The 15,922-nt window shown below is 54.3% G+C and carries 12 protein-coding genes; 11 read left to right on the top strand and 1 reads right to left on the bottom strand.

The annotated features are described in order from the left end of the window. Nucleotides 1-29 precede the first annotated feature (29 nt). The 9 genes from preA (at nt 30) to J2X61_RS29670 (ending at nt 11,269) form a co-directional block, all read left to right on the top strand. Complete coding sequence (gene preA, locus J2X61_RS29710) at nt 30-1,322, top strand: NAD-dependent dihydropyrimidine dehydrogenase subunit PreA (protein WP_310193239.1); 1,293 nt, start codon at nt 30-32, stop codon at nt 1,320-1,322. A 1-nt stretch (nt 1,323) separates the two neighbouring features. Further along, a complete protein-coding gene (gene hydA, locus J2X61_RS29705; protein ID WP_310193237.1) occupies nt 1,324-2,763 on the top strand; it encodes a dihydropyrimidinase in 1,440 nt (479 codons plus the stop codon). Then, nucleotides 2,756-3,001, top strand: a complete 246-nt coding sequence (locus J2X61_RS29700) for a hypothetical protein (RefSeq protein ID WP_274471467.1) — start codon at nt 2,756-2,758, stop codon at nt 2,999-3,001. Before hydA ends, J2X61_RS29700 begins: the two co-directional genes overlap by 8 nt. Nucleotides 3,002-3,202: 201 nt before the next feature. Then, nucleotides 3,203-4,963 (top strand): ABC transporter ATP-binding protein, encoded by a 1,761-nt coding sequence (locus J2X61_RS29695; protein ID WP_379240637.1) that lies wholly within the window; start codon nt 3,203-3,205, stop codon nt 4,961-4,963. After that, entirely contained in the window at nt 4,960-6,792 is a 1,833-nt protein-coding gene (locus J2X61_RS29690) for an ABC transporter ATP-binding protein (protein ID WP_310193234.1), read from the top strand. Before J2X61_RS29695 ends, J2X61_RS29690 begins: the two co-directional genes overlap by 4 nt. A gap of 210 nt (nt 6,793-7,002) precedes the next feature. Continuing rightward, the gene (locus tag J2X61_RS29685; RefSeq protein ID WP_274471473.1) at nt 7,003-7,425 is read left to right on the top strand and encodes an SRPBCC family protein; all 423 of its coding nucleotides are present in this window, start codon (nt 7,003-7,005) and stop codon (nt 7,423-7,425) included. Nucleotides 7,426-7,427: 2 nt separating this feature from the next. After that, nucleotides 7,428-8,222, top strand: a complete 795-nt coding sequence (locus J2X61_RS29680; protein ID WP_274471672.1) for a lipid II flippase Amj family protein — start codon at nt 7,428-7,430, stop codon at nt 8,220-8,222. 82 nt (nt 8,223-8,304) lie between these two features. Beyond that, nucleotides 8,305-9,183: a radical SAM/SPASM domain-containing protein gene (locus J2X61_RS29675; protein WP_274471474.1), complete on the top strand. Its 879-nt coding sequence runs from the start codon at nt 8,305-8,307 to the stop codon at nt 9,181-9,183. A gap of 127 nt (nt 9,184-9,310) precedes the next feature. Next, on the top strand, nt 9,311-11,269 hold the full coding sequence (locus J2X61_RS29670) for an ATP-dependent DNA helicase (RefSeq protein WP_310193231.1): 1,959 nt from the start codon (nt 9,311-9,313) through the stop codon (nt 11,267-11,269). Here J2X61_RS29670 and J2X61_RS29665 read toward each other — a convergent pair. After that, the gene (locus tag J2X61_RS29665) at nt 11,266-13,068 is read right to left on the bottom strand and encodes an ABC transporter substrate-binding protein (protein WP_310193230.1); all 1,803 of its coding nucleotides are present in this window, start codon (nt 13,066-13,068) and stop codon (nt 11,266-11,268) included. The genes J2X61_RS29670 and J2X61_RS29665 overlap by 4 nt on opposite strands. 146 nt (nt 13,069-13,214) lie before the next feature. Here J2X61_RS29665 and J2X61_RS29660 point away from each other — a divergent pair, with 146 nt between their 5' ends. Continuing rightward, on the top strand, nt 13,215-14,729 hold the full coding sequence (locus J2X61_RS29660; protein WP_310193228.1) for a DUF4153 domain-containing protein: 1,515 nt from the start codon (nt 13,215-13,217) through the stop codon (nt 14,727-14,729). 115 nt (nt 14,730-14,844) lie between these two features. Further along, the gene (locus J2X61_RS29655; RefSeq protein WP_310193225.1) at nt 14,845-15,681 is read left to right on the top strand and encodes a sugar phosphate isomerase/epimerase family protein; all 837 of its coding nucleotides are present in this window, start codon (nt 14,845-14,847) and stop codon (nt 15,679-15,681) included. Nucleotides 15,682-15,922 lie beyond the last annotated feature (241 nt).

Genomic DNA, 15,922 nt, shown 5'->3' with positions numbered 1-15,922 from the left:
AATACGCGATCAAACTGGAGGGATTCAGCATGGCTGATTTACGCATTAATTTGGCAGGCATCGCATCTCCTAACCCTTTCTGGTTAGCGTCAGCACCTCCGACCAATACAGGATACCAGGTTCAACGGGCATTCGAGGCTGGATGGGGCGGGGCGGTATGGAAGACGCTTGGAGATCCCATCATCAATACGTCTTCACGGTTCGCTGCCGTGCATTTCAACGGGCAGCGGGTTGCCGGATTTAACAATATCGAACTGATTACCGACCGGCCGCTTGAGGTCAATTTGCGCGAAATATATGAGACGAAGAAACGATTTCCGAACCATGCGCTTGTCGTATCGTTAATGGTGGAACCGAAGCGGGAGAAATGGCATGAAATTGTAAAAAAAGTGGAAGCCGTCGGCGTAGACGGGCTGGAGCTTAACTTCGGCTGCCCGCACGGGATGGCGGAGCGCGGCATGGGATCCGCTTCCGGCCAGCAGCCGGATCTCGTGGAAGCGCAGACGATGTGGGCGAAGGAAGCGGCGCGAACGCCGGTCATCGTGAAGCTGACGCCGAATATAACCGATATTACGAGCACAGCGCGGGCTGCGGTGCGGGGCGGAGCCGATGCGATCTCCCTGATCAATACGATCAATTCGCTGGCCGGCGTCGACATCGATACGTGGAATACAATTCCGCACGTTGGCGGGAAAGGCTCTCACGGCGGTTATTGCGGTCCAGCGGTGAAGCCGATTGCACTTCACATGGTAGCGGATTGCGCACGCAACCCGGAAGTCGGCATTCCGATCTCCGGGATCGGCGGCATCTCCAATTGGCGCGATGCGGTGGAGTTCATGCTGATGGGAGCGACGGGCGTACAAGTATGTACGGCAGCGATGCATCACGGCTTCCGGATTGTCGAGGATATGATTGACGGGTTGAACAATTATTTGGAGGATAAAGGGCTCGCCAGCGTCACGGAGCTGGTTGGGAAATCCGTTCCCCGTTATTCCGATTGGGGCAACCTTGATTTGAATTACGCCGTCGTAGCCCAGATTGACCAAGAAACGTGCATTAACTGCAATAAGTGTCATATCGCATGTGAGGATACGTCCCATCAATGTATTGAGATGCTCACTGACGATCAGGGCAAATCGTATTTGCAAGTTCGGGAGGAAGACTGCGTAGGCTGCAATTTATGCGCGATCGTTTGTCCAGTCGATGGAGCGATCACGATGGTTGAGGTTGCCGGAACCGATGCGCCGATGACTTGGAATGAACGGCAAGCGGCGATTGCCAAGCTGTCGGATGGGAATTCCGACAAGAAGGAGGCTGTTTAGCATGGCCAAACTGATTAGGAACGGAACGGTCGTGACGGCCGCCGACCAATATTTGGCGGATATTCGTATCGAGAACGGTATCATCGTCCAGATCGGACACCACCTCCCCGAGGACGGAGCGGAAGTGATCGACGCGCAGGGACATTATGTATTCCCTGGTGGCGTTGACCCGCATACGCATCTGGATATGCCCTTTGGCGGTACCGTTACGGCCGATGACTTCGAGACCGGGACGAAGGCGGCCGCGTTCGGAGGGACGACGACGGTCATTGATTTCTGCTTGACGAATAAGGGTGTCCCGCTGCGTCACTCCGTCCAGACCTGGCATCAAAAAGCGGCAGGCAAGGCTGTGATCGACTATGGGTTTCACCTGATGATCGCAGAAATCAATGATGATGTGCTGGCGGAGCTGCCCGTCATGATTCAAGATGAGGGAATAACGTCGCTCAAAGTGTTCATGGCATACAAAAATGTATTCCAGGCGGATGACGGGACGCTTTACCGGACATTGCTCGAAGCCAAGCGGCTTGGCGCTCTGGTCATGGTTCATGCGGAGAATGGCGACGTCATCGATTATTTGATCCGGGAAGCGTTGGAGGCCGGGCGTACAGAGCCGATTCATCATGCGTTGACGCGTCCGTCCATCATCGAGGGCGAGGCGACCGGCAGGGCGGCGAGACTAACGGCATTGGCGGGCTCGCAGCTCTATGTAGTCCACGTGACTTGCGAAGAGGCCGTGCAGCAGATCGCCGAAGCGCGAAGCCGGGGAATCGACATCTGGGGTGAAACGTGTCCGCAGTACTTGATGCTGGATCAGTCGTATCTGGAGAAACCGGACTTTGAGGGGGCCAAATACGTCTGGTCCCCGCCGCTGCGGCCGAAGCATCACCAGGAAGTGCTGTGGCAAGCGCTTCGTAACGGACAGCTTCAGACGTTAGGCTCCGATCAGTGCTCGTTCAATTTCAAAGGCCAGAAGGAGCTGGGCTTAGGCGATTTCAGCAAAATTCCGAATGGCGGGCCGTGCATTGAAGACCGCTTCTCCATTCTTTTCTCGGAAGGCGTCTTGAAAGGGAGAATCTCCATTCATCAATTCGTCGATATCGTATCGACGCGAAGTGCGAAGTTGTTCGGCTTATTTCCGAGAAAAGGAACGATCGCGGTTGGCTGCGATGCCGACATCGTCATCTTTGACCCGCACGCCAAAAGAGTTATTAGCGCGGAGACACATCATATGAATGTCGATTATAATCCGTTCGAAGGACTTGAAATTACCGGAGAGCCCATCACGGTCCTGTCCAGAGGCGAGTATGTGATCAGGGACAAACAATTCGTCGGTAGACCGGGCGCCGGACAATATATGAAACGGCAAACTTACCCTGCAGCCGCCATGGAGGTTGTGCCTCAGGAAGCAGACCGCTCAAGGGGGGAGCCCGATGTCTGACCATGAACAATATAGGCAAGAGAAGCAGAAGCTTGATGATTATACGGGCCGGAACTTCCGGATCACCGGGGTGAAAGAGGACTTGAGCGGCGCCTGGCTGGCCCTCGAACACCCTGGCGGGGAAACGGCAACGCTTCATTTGAAAACGGCGAACGCGAGGAAATATTATGTCATGCTCCTCATGAAGCAGCAGGACGTGTTAAGCGATACGTCGATACATGGAATCATGGAATCGTGATTAAAATTCAGTTTGAGCGAAGGAGCAGGCTGCTGTTGCAGCCTCTTTTTTTTGCCAATAAAAAACAATTCAAACCAAACGTTACATTGTCCGGACGGATCCAATTTAGTATGATGGAAGGTACGGTCGGCAAAGGAGAACATTGCTTAACGATATGAATATTTAATGTCATTAATTATAACTGGAGGCCCCTGCATAATGATGGTAAAACCAAAAAAGAAAAACTCGATGGGGCAATACGCCGAGCTGCTCAGCCGGTATTTGTTCCCTCAGAAAGGCACGCTAATCTTATTGACGCTGCTCTTATTCGCCTCGATCGGGCTGCAGCTCGTTTCGCCGCAAATCATTCGCTTCTTCATCGATACGGCGCAGGCCGGCAGTGCGTTAGAGCCCCTGATTACCGCGGCCGTCTTGTTTATCGGCTTCTCGCTCGTCCAGCAGCTGGTTTCCGTAACGGCCACTTATTTCAGTGAAAATGTCGGCTGGAAGACCACGAATAAGCTGCGCGTGGATTTGGCCGCACATTGCTTGTCGCTTGATATGTCTTTCCATAAATCCCACACCTCCGGCTCTTTGATCGAACGGGTTGACGGCGATGTGAATGCGCTTGCGAACTTCTTCTCCAGCATGATCATTCATCTGGTCGGTAATTTGCTGCTGATGGCGGGCATTATCGTGCTGCTGTTCCGCGAGAATTGGCTCATTGGCACGGGGATGGCCTTATTCGTCCTTTTTGCCGTGTATATGATTCAATGGATCCGCAAATTCGCAGTACCGGTGTGGACGGGATGGCGTCAGGCGAATGCTGAATTCTACGGCTTTATCGGCGAGCATTTGGAAGGCACGGAAGACATTCGCGCCAATGGTGCGGTCGGCTTCGTGATGAACCGCTTCTATACGATGCTTAGAAAGATGCTGCCCTTAAGGGTCAAAGCGTTTCTCGGCTTCTGCGCCATGTGGAACATGTCGATTTTCGTATTTGCACTGGGCAATGCGATGGCTTTCGGCATTAGCGCCTATTTGTGGTATTCCGGCAGCATTTCGCTGGGGACGGTCTATCTGATTTTCTTCTATACGGAACTGTTGGCGAAGCCGATTGAGAAAATTCGCACGCAGATGGAGGATTTGCAGAAGGCGGACGCCAGTATCTCGCGGATCCGCGAGCTTTTCGCCACGGAGTCCGCCATTGCGGACGGTCCTGGCGCTCCGCTGCCGAAAGGCCCGCTCAGCGTCGAGTTCCGGGATGTTACGTTCAGCTATGACGGTGATCAGCCGACATTAAAAGGCGTGCAGCTTCATTTAAAGCCCGGAGAAGTGCTAGGTTTATTAGGGCGGACGGGGAGCGGCAAATCCACGATGGCCAGACTCCTGCTGCGCTTCTATGACCCGCAGAGCGGATCGATTAGGCTTGGCGGCACGGATATTCGCAGCTGCAAGCTCTCCGAACTGCGCAAGCGAGTCGCTTTGGTCACGCAAAATATTGAAATTATGCAAGGCACGATTCGCGATAACCTGACCTTCTATGATGATTCCATCTCCGATAACGAAATCATACAGGTGCTTACGGAGCTTGGTCTCGGTTCCTGGTATGCGTCGATGCCGGAAGGGTTGGATACGCTGTTAGCGTCAGGAGGCGGCAGCTTATCGGCAGGTGAAGCGCAATTGCTCGCTTTCGCCCGGGTATTTCTGACGAAGCCGGGGCTCGTCATCATGGACGAAGCGTCCTCCAGGCTGGATCCGCTCACTGAACAGCGCATTGAGAAGGCTGTTTCCAAGCTGTTGAACGAGAGATCCTGCATCATGATCGCACACAGGCTTGCGACGGTACAGCGCGCGGATCATATTCTCATTCTGGATAACGGACATGTGCTGGAGACAGGAAGAAGAGAGCAGCTCGCCGCAGACCCGGGCTCCCGATTCAGCCAACTGCTTGCCACGGGACTGGAGGAGGTACTCGTATGAATACATTTCAATACTTGTGGCGGCTTGTGATGTACCGGCCTGTTCGCTATTTCGGGAATGCGCTGGCTTGGACCCTTATTTATTTGGCTCCGATCTTACCGGGGTTAATTACCAAAGAGTTCTTCGACACGTTATCCGGCGAATCCAAGCTGGGCTACGGAGTGTGGGGCCTTATTGCCTTGCTGATGGCTGCCGCAATCGGCCGGATCATGCTGATCGTCGTCGGATTCATTACGGACGTTCACTTCCGCTTCCGGATGGGGATGCTGCTTCGCCGTAATTTGCTGGAGCATGTACTGAAGCAGCCGGGTGCGCAAGCGATTCCGGTATCTCCTGGCGAAGCGATCAGCCATTTCCGCGACGATGTGGATCAATCCGAAGAGGCGGCGAGCTGGTCCGTCGATGTGTTCGGGCTAACATGCTTCGCCATTGTCTCGGGGTACATACTTATTCGGATCGATGCCCAGATGACGCTGCTCGTTTTTCTTCCGATAGTTCTCGTCATTACCGCTGCGCAGCTTGCGACGGTGCGGCTTCAGAAATATCGCGCCGCGAGCAGGGAGGCAACGTCCAAGGTGACGGGAGAAATCAGCGAGATGTTCGGCAACGTGCAGGCGATTCAGGTAGCGGGTGCCGAGAAGCGCGTCATTGAGCGGTTCCGCAGCCTTGGCGACAATCGCAGGAAAGCGATGATGAAGGATCGCCTGATGACGGAGCTGCTCGATTCGATATTTTCCAACTCGGTCAATTTGGGAACGGGTCTTATCCTGCTGCTGGCCGGGACGAAAATGCGATCGGGGTCGTTCACTGTCGGCGACTTTGCGCTGTTCGTCTATTACTTGACTTTCGTGACGCAGTTTATAACGAATGTAGGGAAGTTCATCACGTATTTCAAGCAGATGAGCGTGTCGTTGGAACGACTCACGTTCCTGCTGCAGGGAGCCTCCGCCAAGGTGCTGACGATGGTTCGTTCGCTGCATCTGAAACCGGAGCGGGACGCCGGCATTCACAATGCTGGGCAGGAAGCGGTTCAGGCGGATGACATCGACCAAGGGCATGAAGATGACCGGCAAGCGGCCGGCGAGCCGCTGAAGCAGTTGGAAGTGAATGGGTTATCTTATGCCTACGAGGATACGGGCAGGGGCATCGCGGACATTCACTTCCGCTTGCAGCGAGGCTCGTTCACCGTCGTGACGGGAACGATCGGCTCCGGCAAAACCACGCTGGTACGCTCCCTCCTTGGGCTGCTGCCCAAAGGGGAGGGGACGATCGCGTGGAACGGCGTGCCCATCGAAGATCCGGGCACGTTCTTTACGCCGCCGCGGAGCGCCTACACCGCACAGGTGCCTCGGTTGTACAGCGATACGCTGCGCAACAATATCATGCTCGGGCAGCCGGAGCGCGAGGAGAGCTTACAGCAAGCGCTGCACGCAGCGGTGCTGGAATACGACATCGCGCAGCTGCCCGGCGGGCTGGACACCGTCATCGGCCCGCGCGGGGTGAAGCTGTCCGGCGGCCAGGCGCAGCGGACGGCGGCAGCGCGGATGCTCGTGCGCGACGCCGAGCTGTATGTGTTCGACGACCTGTCGAGCGCGCTGGACGTGGAGACGGAACAGAAGCTCTGGGAGCGGATGTTCCAGCGGCGGAAGGACGCGACATGCTTGGTCGTCTCGCACCGCAAGACGGCGCTCGCCCGGGCCGATCACATCATTGTGATGAAGGACGGGCGCATCGAAGCCGAAGGAACGTCGGAGGAGCTGCTGCAGCGAAGCGCGACTTTCCGGGAGCTTTGGTACGGGGACGAACGGCATGCCGAGTCGTCATCCTGATTGCGAGGAAGCCTCCGGGCTTCCTCTTTGTTATTCGCAGGGACCCGTACCAGTGGAAGGAAATGGATAGGACTCTAGCGAATACATCAATGGCAAACGGAGATAGTGATGTCGGCGGATCACAGGATCACAAAGGTTTTTATGGAGTCCCGCATCGCGGCATGGAACTGCATCATGCAATAGAATTTGATTGGATAGGGAGGATTCGAGATGGAGTCGCATAAAATCGTCGGACAAACGGCCACCGCAGGCTTTCAAATCGGCGTCAGAAGGACGCTGAATTTGAGCCGGGAGCAGGCCTGGGAGCTGCTGACCTCACCGGAGGGCAGAGAGCTGTGGTTGGGAGAATGCAACGAGATCGTATGGGCTAAAGGCAGCGAATTCCGGACTGCGGCAGGCTTAACCGGCCAGCTTCGCGTCGTGAAGCCGCAGGAGCAACTGCGGCTTACCTGGCAGCCGGCCAGCTGGCCGGAGGCCTCCACCTTGCAAATTCGGCTGCTGCCGGCTGCTAATCCGGGCCGGACGACGGTAAGCTTTCACCAGGAGAAGCTGGACACCGCGCAGCGAAGAGAAGATATGAAAATTCATTGGGAAGACGTCCTACGCCGGCTGCAGGAGCATAATCCCGCATGAGCATGACGAATACGCTGATATTGGTATTCATTTTGACGATGATCATACATACGGCCGAAACATTGTCCTATTCAATCCGTTTTGCCGGGGTACAGGTCAACAAGCTGGCCGTCGCTCTGTCGTTGGTCGGGATTGTCGTCCTTGTTTCGCGCACCGCGAATCTGATTCAGGCGCCGATGACGGCGAAGTTCGTTGATTTTGCCAAGGTCGAGCCTTCCTTCGATTTGGAAAGATACCTTAGAATTTCGTTATTCGCCTCATCGATCGGGACCTTAATCGCCATTGCCTTATTTCCCTCATTTATCAATCTGAGTATGCGGGTCATCGCGCGGTTGGAAGTGGCGGGTTCAATCCCGAAGCTCATTTCGAGCGTGACGGTCACCCAATTGAAGAATACGAAAAATTACTTGAAAAAGCCGCGCTTCAAACTAAGCCAATTCCGTTATCTCGGCGTTTCCAAGCGGTTTCTAGTTATCAATATTTTGGTAACGGCGTTTTACTCCGTAGGGGTATTGTCTTCGCTTTATGCCGCTTACTTGCTTCCGGAGTACGCCACAACCGCATCGCAAGCCTCAGGGCTCATCAATGGGATCGCCACGATCCTGCTGACGATTTTCATAGATCCGCAGTTGGGACTGATTACGGATAAGGCGCTGCAGGACGAGTCACAGCGGAGGCAGCTTGGCAAAATTTATGCCCTGCTGATGACATCGCGGTTTCTGGGCACCTTGCTGGCACAAGCGTTCCTGCTGCCTTCGGCTTATTTTATCGGCTGGATCGTCAAGCTTATTTTCTAATTATTGCAATTCCTTTCTTTCAAGAGCTCCCCTTGTTATAATAACTATTATTATAGTAGCGCAGCTAGAAACGGAGCCTGGAATGAAGAAATTCAAGAAGTTTTATATCGAAATTACAAGTGTGTGTAATCTGGCCTGTACGTTTTGTCCGCAGACGAAGCGTCAAGCTAATTTTATCAAGATCGATACGTTTACGAATATACTAGACCAGATTAAGCCGCATACGGACCATATTTATTTGCATGTGAAGGGGGAGCCTTTGCTGCACCCGAAGATCGACGAGCTGCTGGATATCAGCCACGAGAAGGGCTTTAAAGTAAATATTACGACGAACGGCACGTTGATTAACAAAAACCGGCACAAGCTGCTGGATAAACCGGCCTTGCGGCAAATGAACTTCTCGCTCCACAGCTTTGACGGTCATGAAGGGTCTGAGGACAAAGAAGGATACGTGATGAGCATACTGCGTTTCGCCAAGGAAATTGTGGCCAAATCCAATGTGATCATTTCGTTCCGTCTATGGAACCTGACAATGGACAACCAGACGAATCTGCAGCGCCAGCGCAATCGTGAAGTGTTGGAAATGCTCGAAAAAGAATTCGAGCTCGACGACAAGATCGACGAAATGTTCGTGCGGGGCACGGGCGTTAAACTGGCGGACCGCGTGTATCTGAACCAGGACCATGAGTTTCAATGGCCGGATCTGAAAGCGCAGGAGATTGAAGGGCCTGGCTTCTGCCATGCGCTGCGCAATCAAGCCGGCATCCTTGTCGACGGGACGGTCATCCCGTGCTGCCTGGATGGGGAAGGCGTTATTAATTTGGGCAACATTAACCAGACACCGTTCTCCGACATCATTGAGGGCGAGCGGGCGAACCGCTTGTTCGAAGGCTTCTCCAGGCGGGAAGTCGTAGAGGAGTTATGCCGCAAATGCGGGTACCGGGAACGCTTCAGTATGTAAAAAATGGCTTCGTCATGCTGCCGGGTTGCAGGATGAACGAAGCTTTTTTGCTATTTGCTTTGCATTTACTGCCGGATAATGAGATAATAGAAGTTTGATTGAACTCTGAATTATTGGGGGCACGAACGTGGGAAGGTATCCTTTCGCTTATGATCATTCACAACCATATATGCAGCAGGTTTCGGACTGGATCGCGGATCTGTTCTATGAAGTACTGCCGGAAGCGGGCTTTGAAGTGCGCGACGAGCAAATTTATATGGCCTTTCAGCTGGAGCGGGCGTTCGCCGAGAAAGCGGCGATCTTTGCCGAAGCCGGCGTAGGTACGGGAAAGACGCTCGTCTATTTGCTGTACGCGATCTGCTATTCCCGCTTAACGAATAAACCGGCCATTATAGCATGCGCCGATGAATCATTAATAGAGCAATTGGTGAAGCCTGGCGGCGATATCGACAAGCTGATGCGCCATCTGGATCTTGTCATCGACGCTCGTCTGGCCAAATCCCCGGATCAATACATCTGTCTGCAGAAGCTGGACGAAGCTCGTTTCGGACACGAGGATATCGGCTTATACCGCGACTTGTATGCAGGCTTGCCGAATTTTGTGCACACGCGCGAAGCACTTCAATCGTTCCATGCGTACGGTGACCGCAAAAATTATCCCCATCTGAACGATGAGCAGTGGTACCGTGTGAGCTGGGATGCTTATCAGGACTGTTTTGTTTGTGACAAAAGGCACCGCTGCGGCCAAACGCTGTCCCGGGAGGCGTACCGGAAATCGGCGGATTTGATCATCTGCTCGCACGATTTCTATATGGAGCATGTGTGGACGTACGACGGGCGCAAAAGGGAGGGGCAGCTGCCTTTACTGCCGGAACACTGCGCCGTCGTGTTTGACGAAGGCCATCTGATGGAAGCGGCAGCGCAGAAAGCGCTGACGTATAAGCTTAAGCATGTTGTCTTCGAAGAGCTTGTCGTTCGGCTGTTAAAAGGGGAAGTGCGCGAAACACTGGCCGTCTGTATCGACGAAGCGATCGATCAAAGTGAACGGATGTTCGAGATGTTGGAGCGCTGCTGCCGGCCGATCGAAGGCTCGGAACGGAAACAAATCGTGATGACGGACGAGCTGCTGCGCGAAATTCATCGTCTATGCGATATTTTGTCGCAGATTGAAGAGGAACTCGTGTTTGAGAGCGAAATGTTCACCTTGAACGATTATCAGTTGAAGATTGTGGAGGAGCATCTGGAAATGATGCAGAAGGCGCTCGGCCTGTTCCGGCACGATCAAGCTTTCATCTGCTGGGCGACGGAGAGCATTACGGGCTTAAGCCTCGTGGTGATGCCGAGAACGGTGAAGGAAGTGTTGCGAGAGCACGTATTCACGGCGAAAATGCCGATTGTCTTCTCCTCCGCAACCTTATCGGTCGAAGGTTCATTCTCGTATGTGGCGGACAGTCTGGGGCTGGACAAATATTTGTCGTTCTCGGTCGACTCGCCCTATGACTATGCGGAGCGCATGGAGGTCATCGCCCCGAGATGGACAGCCGGCGGTTCGTTTGACGAGAAGCTGGAAGCGGCGGCGGGTCTGCTCAATCGCACGGAAGGCCGCGCATTGATCTTGTTCCCGACCTTCGAGGAGCTGCGCCGGTTCAAGCGGGACATAGCGTTCAGAACCGATTGTTCGCAGCTGCGGTTTCTGTTCGAAGGCGATCAGGAGATCAGCCACCTTATCGCTTCGTTCCAAGGGGATGAGCATAGCGTCCTGGCTGCGGTCAGCTTGTGGGAAGGGCTGGACGTGCCGGGGCCATCCTTGTCCAATGTGATCATCTGGGCGCTGCCTTTTCCGCCGCAAGACCCCGTATTCATGGCCAAGCGGCAGGCGGCCGCCAGACCGTTTGAAGAGGTCGACGTGCCCTATATGCTGTTAAGGCTGCGTCAGGGCATCGGCCGGTTAATCCGTACGAGAGAAGACAGCGGGATGATCGCTATCTTCAGTCATGAGATGTACAGCGATGAGACGCTGCGCGCCCATATCGCCGCTGTACTGCCGGAGGGCGTACAACTGCGGGAACATGTGGCCCAACCCTAAGTGAACCAAATGTCACGAAATCTCACCCAGGAGAGCGAATCGAGGGAGATACCGCGAACTTGCGGGTGATAGGCGGTTTTGAGATGTTTGCGATATAGAAAAAGAAGGCTATAACGCTGCTTGAGCTGTGATTCCAACTGCTCGAGCAGCGTTTTTCTGCTTGCAGGATCCTGAGCGCTGCGGATAAGCTGTAAGCTCGTTTCGAGCAGATGCTGGACTTCAAGAGAGGCGTGCTGCTTCATGCTCGTATACATATCGTAAAGCCGCAGCTCGCGATGCTCGTCGATCATGATCGCGAACAGGACAAGATCGGCGGACATACGCAGCTCGCCTTTGAATTGCTCCGCTGGGATGAGCATCAGTTCAAGCGTAAGGCCGAAGCGGGCATACAGCTTCTGCAAGAGCTGAGCATCCTGCTGGTACTGCGGGATGGTCGCCAGCTTCAGCACTTCGCCGTTGTAGCCTGCAGCATCCAGCAGCTGCCGGATCGCTGCCGGGCGGTCGGCGTCAGCGGGATAGGGATCCCGATCGGATGCGGATGGCGGGAAGAAGCTATTCGCCGGCTCAATGACATCGCCAGAGAGCAGCTCAATCAAGTCTGTGCGGTCTATGGCGAGATCTAACGCCTTCCGCATGAGCGGATGCTGCAACGGCCCTTCTTTCCATTCATTCACGGTCATGAATTTGGTCGTCATGCCGGAGCCGCGCACCTGCTGCCAGCTCCCGGCGTCCATATCCGCAATCCGTACATTGTGCATCACTTGAAAATGCTGTGCCGGCTCTTGCGGCTGGGCGGTTCCCGCCGATTGTCCGTGCTCCGGCAGCGACCACACCTCAACACGGTCCAGAAATCCACGCCCTTGGAAATAAGAAGGGAACGCCTCCAGACTCCATACCCCATGCTCATGCCCGGCCAAACGGAAAGGACCGGTGCCTACTGGTGATGTACCGAGCCATCCGCCGGCAGCTTCACATACATCCTCCGGAACGACCGACGCCCGGTTCGTCGAGAGAAATCCCAAAAATAATTCATTTCTTTCTTTAAGCTGGATGTGCAGCGTCGTCTCATCCCGGCAGTCGATGCTGGAAATGGCCGCATAAGCCCAGCTGTACAGTCCGCGCGCAGCCAGACGCTGCAGCCGTTCCAGCGAGTACTTGACATCGCTGGCAACCATCTCCCGGCCATGATGGAACCGGACGCCTTTGCGAAGATAGAACGTCCAACGCGTACGAGATTCGTCAACGTCCCATGCATGAGCCAGATGAGGCAGCAGCTGCTCGCCGGTCGATTCCATGCGAACGAGTCCGTCGAACAGTTGGCTCACGAGATGGGACTCTCCCGCATAATGAATGGCCGCCGGGTCCAAGGCGTGAATCGTTTGCGTCAGGGGAAAGCGCAGCACGTCCGTACGCCGCTGGCCCTGCAGCTCGGAATGAAGGCCGAACTGCCCGGATAACCAAGCCTGGAATTGTTCGCGCAGGTGTGCGGGATGCTCGGGTGCTTGCAGCAGCTCCAGCGCGGAGCTCAGATCTTGCTTGGCGACGAAGGCTTTGGCTTCCTCCAGCAGCATGTCGTCTTTGCGAATATGAAAGAGGAGGGTCGATCTATTGCCGCGGCCTTTCCTGGGCAGCCAGGTAAGCCAGGCTTCCTGCTGCATCCGTTTCAAGAGAAGCACCATATTGCGGTGCGTGCATTCGACATGAGCCGCCAGCTCTTCAAGCGTCGTCTCCAGCGGCATGTCTTCCTGAACCTGAGGGAAGGCATCCCGGAGCGTTACATAATGCTTGCGAATCTTCACCTGGCACGAGCCTCCTCCTAAAATATGAAATTACTGAAAATAAACTTACACTTTTTGTTCTTATTTTAAAGGTTACAATAAAAAGCAGGAATGATCAAATCCGTCATTACGTTCAAACAAAACGATCAAAGGAGAGAAAGCTTACCATGAGAGATCCCGCTCCCTGGCAAAAAAAATATGCATTAATGCTTGTTTATGCCTGTTTATTCGGCATTTTCTTCCAATATTTGTTCGTCGGCAGCCCGGCAGGCGTCTCTGTCCTGCTGACGGTGGCCGGTTTCTACGGTCTCTATTTTTATTCGATCCGGGGAAGGCTCGGCGGCTTCGAACCGTGGGCTGGACAGAGCACCGCAGGCTGGCTGCTCCTGGTGCCGGTTTTCCTGCTGGCGCTAACCTACACGTTATTCGATAACAACTTGTTTTCCGTCCTGAACGCAATCGCTTTGCCGCTTTGCATCGTGATGCAAACCATCGTACTATCCAGAAACAGCAAACATGCGTGGTTCCATGCTACATTCCTTGAAGATATGGTGCGCCATGTGATCGGTCGTCCGATTGCCCATCTGCCGGTACCCTTCGGATTAATCCGGACATGGCTGCCCAGCCGGGATAGCGGCCAATCGGGCACATGGGGGCACGCGGTGAAAATCGCAGCAGGCTTGCTGCTTGCCGCACCGATCCTCATGATTGTCATCGGTCTCCTGGCTTCCGCAGACCGCATCTTTTCATCCTGGGTATCGGAGATTTCCGCGTGGTTCAGCGGCATATCCGCAGGAGACAGCATAGGGCGCATAGTGCTGGCTTTCGTTGTTGCCTTGTACACTTTCTGCTATATGTGGGGGCTGCTTTTCCAGAAGGAGGCGCAGGCTGCTCATCCTTTCGACAGTCCCCTTCAGGAGAAACCGGCGACTGCCGGCGAACGCACAAAAGTTCGTATTGACCCCATTACAGCGGGAACGCTGCTGGTATGTGTCAATAGTGTCTATGTCCTCTTCGTCACCATCCAATTCTCCTACTTGTTCGGTGCGGCGGACGGCTTGCTGCCCGAGGGAGTCGCTTACGCGGAATATGCGCGCAGAGGATTTGCCGAGCTGGTCGTCGTTGCGTTGATCAATGTGGCGCTATTATTTCCGGGCTTGCACGGTATCCGCCGAAGCGGCCGTGGCGGCGAAGCTTTCCGCAAGACGCTGCTGACACTGCTGGTTACCTGTACCATCGTGATGCTGATCTCGGCTTACAGCAGATTATCTTTGTACGAGGAAGCTTACGGCTTCACGCAATCCAGGGTGCTTGTGCACGGATTCATGATTTTCTTGGGCATCCTGTTTATCATTGCACTGTTTCGTATTTGGCTGGAGAAGCTGTCCATGTCCAGAGCCTACATAACGACGGCTATTATCGCTTATCTCGTCATGAATTATATGAATATCGATCATTGGATCGCGGTAAACAATATGGAACGGTATGAGAAAACAGGCAAAATCGACCTTGCCTATTTAGGGCGCCTCTCTACAGATGTCGTGCCGGCGTTAAGAGATTTTCAAGCCAAGCATCCCGAGCTGACGGCTATTCCGTCATCGATCGATCAAGTGATCGGCAGCGGAGGCGAGCGTTCCTGGCCATCCTGGAATTTATCCCGTCATGTGGCTGAGAAGAAGTAAGAGTTGCAATAAGAGTTGCAGCACAATAGGAGAGGAAACAACGGAATGGCATATGGCGGACTTCGGTGCAGATTGGTAAAATACAACCAATAAAGATTTGGAAGGGGATAACCATATGCCATTTCTATCACTGACGAGCTGGAGCTTGCACCGGCTGCTCGGTCCCTTGCGGTGGACACGCTGGGATGTTGCGCTGCGCACGCCTTACACGGATGTTCAAGCGCAGCCGGAAGAGCTCACTCTGCTGGAGCTGCCTGCTAAGCTGGCCGACAAAGGCTTCGCATCCGCAGAAATTTGTCATTTTCACTTTCCGGAGCGAACTCCGGCTTATTTGCAAAATTTGAAGGCTGCTTTTGAGAAGGCGGGTTTGCGCTTTTATACGCTGCTGCTGGAATATGGCGATATTTCAAGCGAGGATGTACTCCGCAGGGCGACGGATATCGCATGGATCAAAACGTGGATCGACGATGCGGCGCTCGCAGGCGCTGAAAGGGTGCGCGTGATTGCCGGCGATGCGGACCCATCCGATCATCAAGCGTTGGCTCGTTCAGCCGAGGCATTGCAGGAGCTTGCCCAGTACGCTGCGGCCAAAGGGGTGCGCGTCGTTACTGAAAATTTCCACGCTTTGACTTCGGAAGCCGACAATTGTGTGGCTTTGCTCGATGCGTGCGGCGATGCCCTGGGCTTTACCTCGGATTTTGGCAACTTCAAAGGCCCCGGTAAGTTTGATGCGCTTGCTCGGACGGTACCGCGCAGCGAGTCCATTCATGCCAAAGCGCAATCGAATGCGGAGGGGCTGCCATACAGCGAGGAGTTCATCCGATGCCTGGACATCGTCAAGGCTGCCGGTTACGAAGGTCCACTTACACTCGTCTATGACGGTCCCGGCGATATGTGGGAAGGGATCGAACGCGTGCGGAAGCTGGCTGCTCCTTATTGCGGTGCAGTATAGGATGCTATTCGTGCGCGATATGCGCGCGAGGGAAACGTGAAGCCAGCAGCTCCGGGTGGCGGTGGCGGTAATGCTGGATTAAATGGAAAACCTCCAGTTATCACGGCAGTTGGCGTCAATTTTCGCTGAAATAAAAGGAGGAATTCCCGTTACGCCGTCAAGACGCTTAACTGATCTTATCTTGCGCGTGCCGCCCAGTTTGGTTTGATCACTGTCCTCCGAAGCCAGAACAAGAACGAAG

Source organism: Bacillus sp. 3255, from assembly GCF_031456485.1.
Lineage (GTDB): Bacteria > Bacillota > Bacilli > Paenibacillales > NBRC-103111 > Paenibacillus_E.
The sequence above is the reverse complement of the archived record's forward strand: the minus strand, read 5'-3'. Positions and strand labels throughout refer to the sequence as shown.

What these genes read in the sequence shown, in the direction of transcription:
- J2X61_RS29690 (WP_310193234.1), top strand. Translation starts at nt 4,960, where the DNA reads ATGAATACATTTCAATACTTGTGGCGGCTTGTGATGTACCGGCCTGTT.
- J2X61_RS29655 (WP_310193225.1), top strand. Translation starts at nt 14,845, where the DNA reads ATGCCATTTCTATCACTGACGAGCTGGAGCTTGCACCGGCTGCTCGGT.
- J2X61_RS29675 (WP_274471474.1), top strand. Translation starts at nt 8,305, where the DNA reads ATGAAGAAATTCAAGAAGTTTTATATCGAAATTACAAGTGTGTGTAAT.
- J2X61_RS29685 (WP_274471473.1), top strand. Translation starts at nt 7,003, where the DNA reads ATGGAGTCGCATAAAATCGTCGGACAAACGGCCACCGCAGGCTTTCAA.
- preA (WP_310193239.1), top strand. Translation starts at nt 30, where the DNA reads ATGGCTGATTTACGCATTAATTTGGCAGGCATCGCATCTCCTAACCCT.
- J2X61_RS29695 (WP_379240637.1), top strand. Translation starts at nt 3,203, where the DNA reads ATGGTAAAACCAAAAAAGAAAAACTCGATGGGGCAATACGCCGAGCTG.
- J2X61_RS29660 (WP_310193228.1), top strand. Translation starts at nt 13,215, where the DNA reads ATGAGAGATCCCGCTCCCTGGCAAAAAAAATATGCATTAATGCTTGTT.
- J2X61_RS29680 (WP_274471672.1), top strand. Translation starts at nt 7,428, where the DNA reads ATGACGAATACGCTGATATTGGTATTCATTTTGACGATGATCATACAT.
- hydA (WP_310193237.1), top strand. Translation starts at nt 1,324, where the DNA reads ATGGCCAAACTGATTAGGAACGGAACGGTCGTGACGGCCGCCGACCAA.
- J2X61_RS29700 (WP_274471467.1), top strand. Translation starts at nt 2,756, where the DNA reads ATGTCTGACCATGAACAATATAGGCAAGAGAAGCAGAAGCTTGATGAT.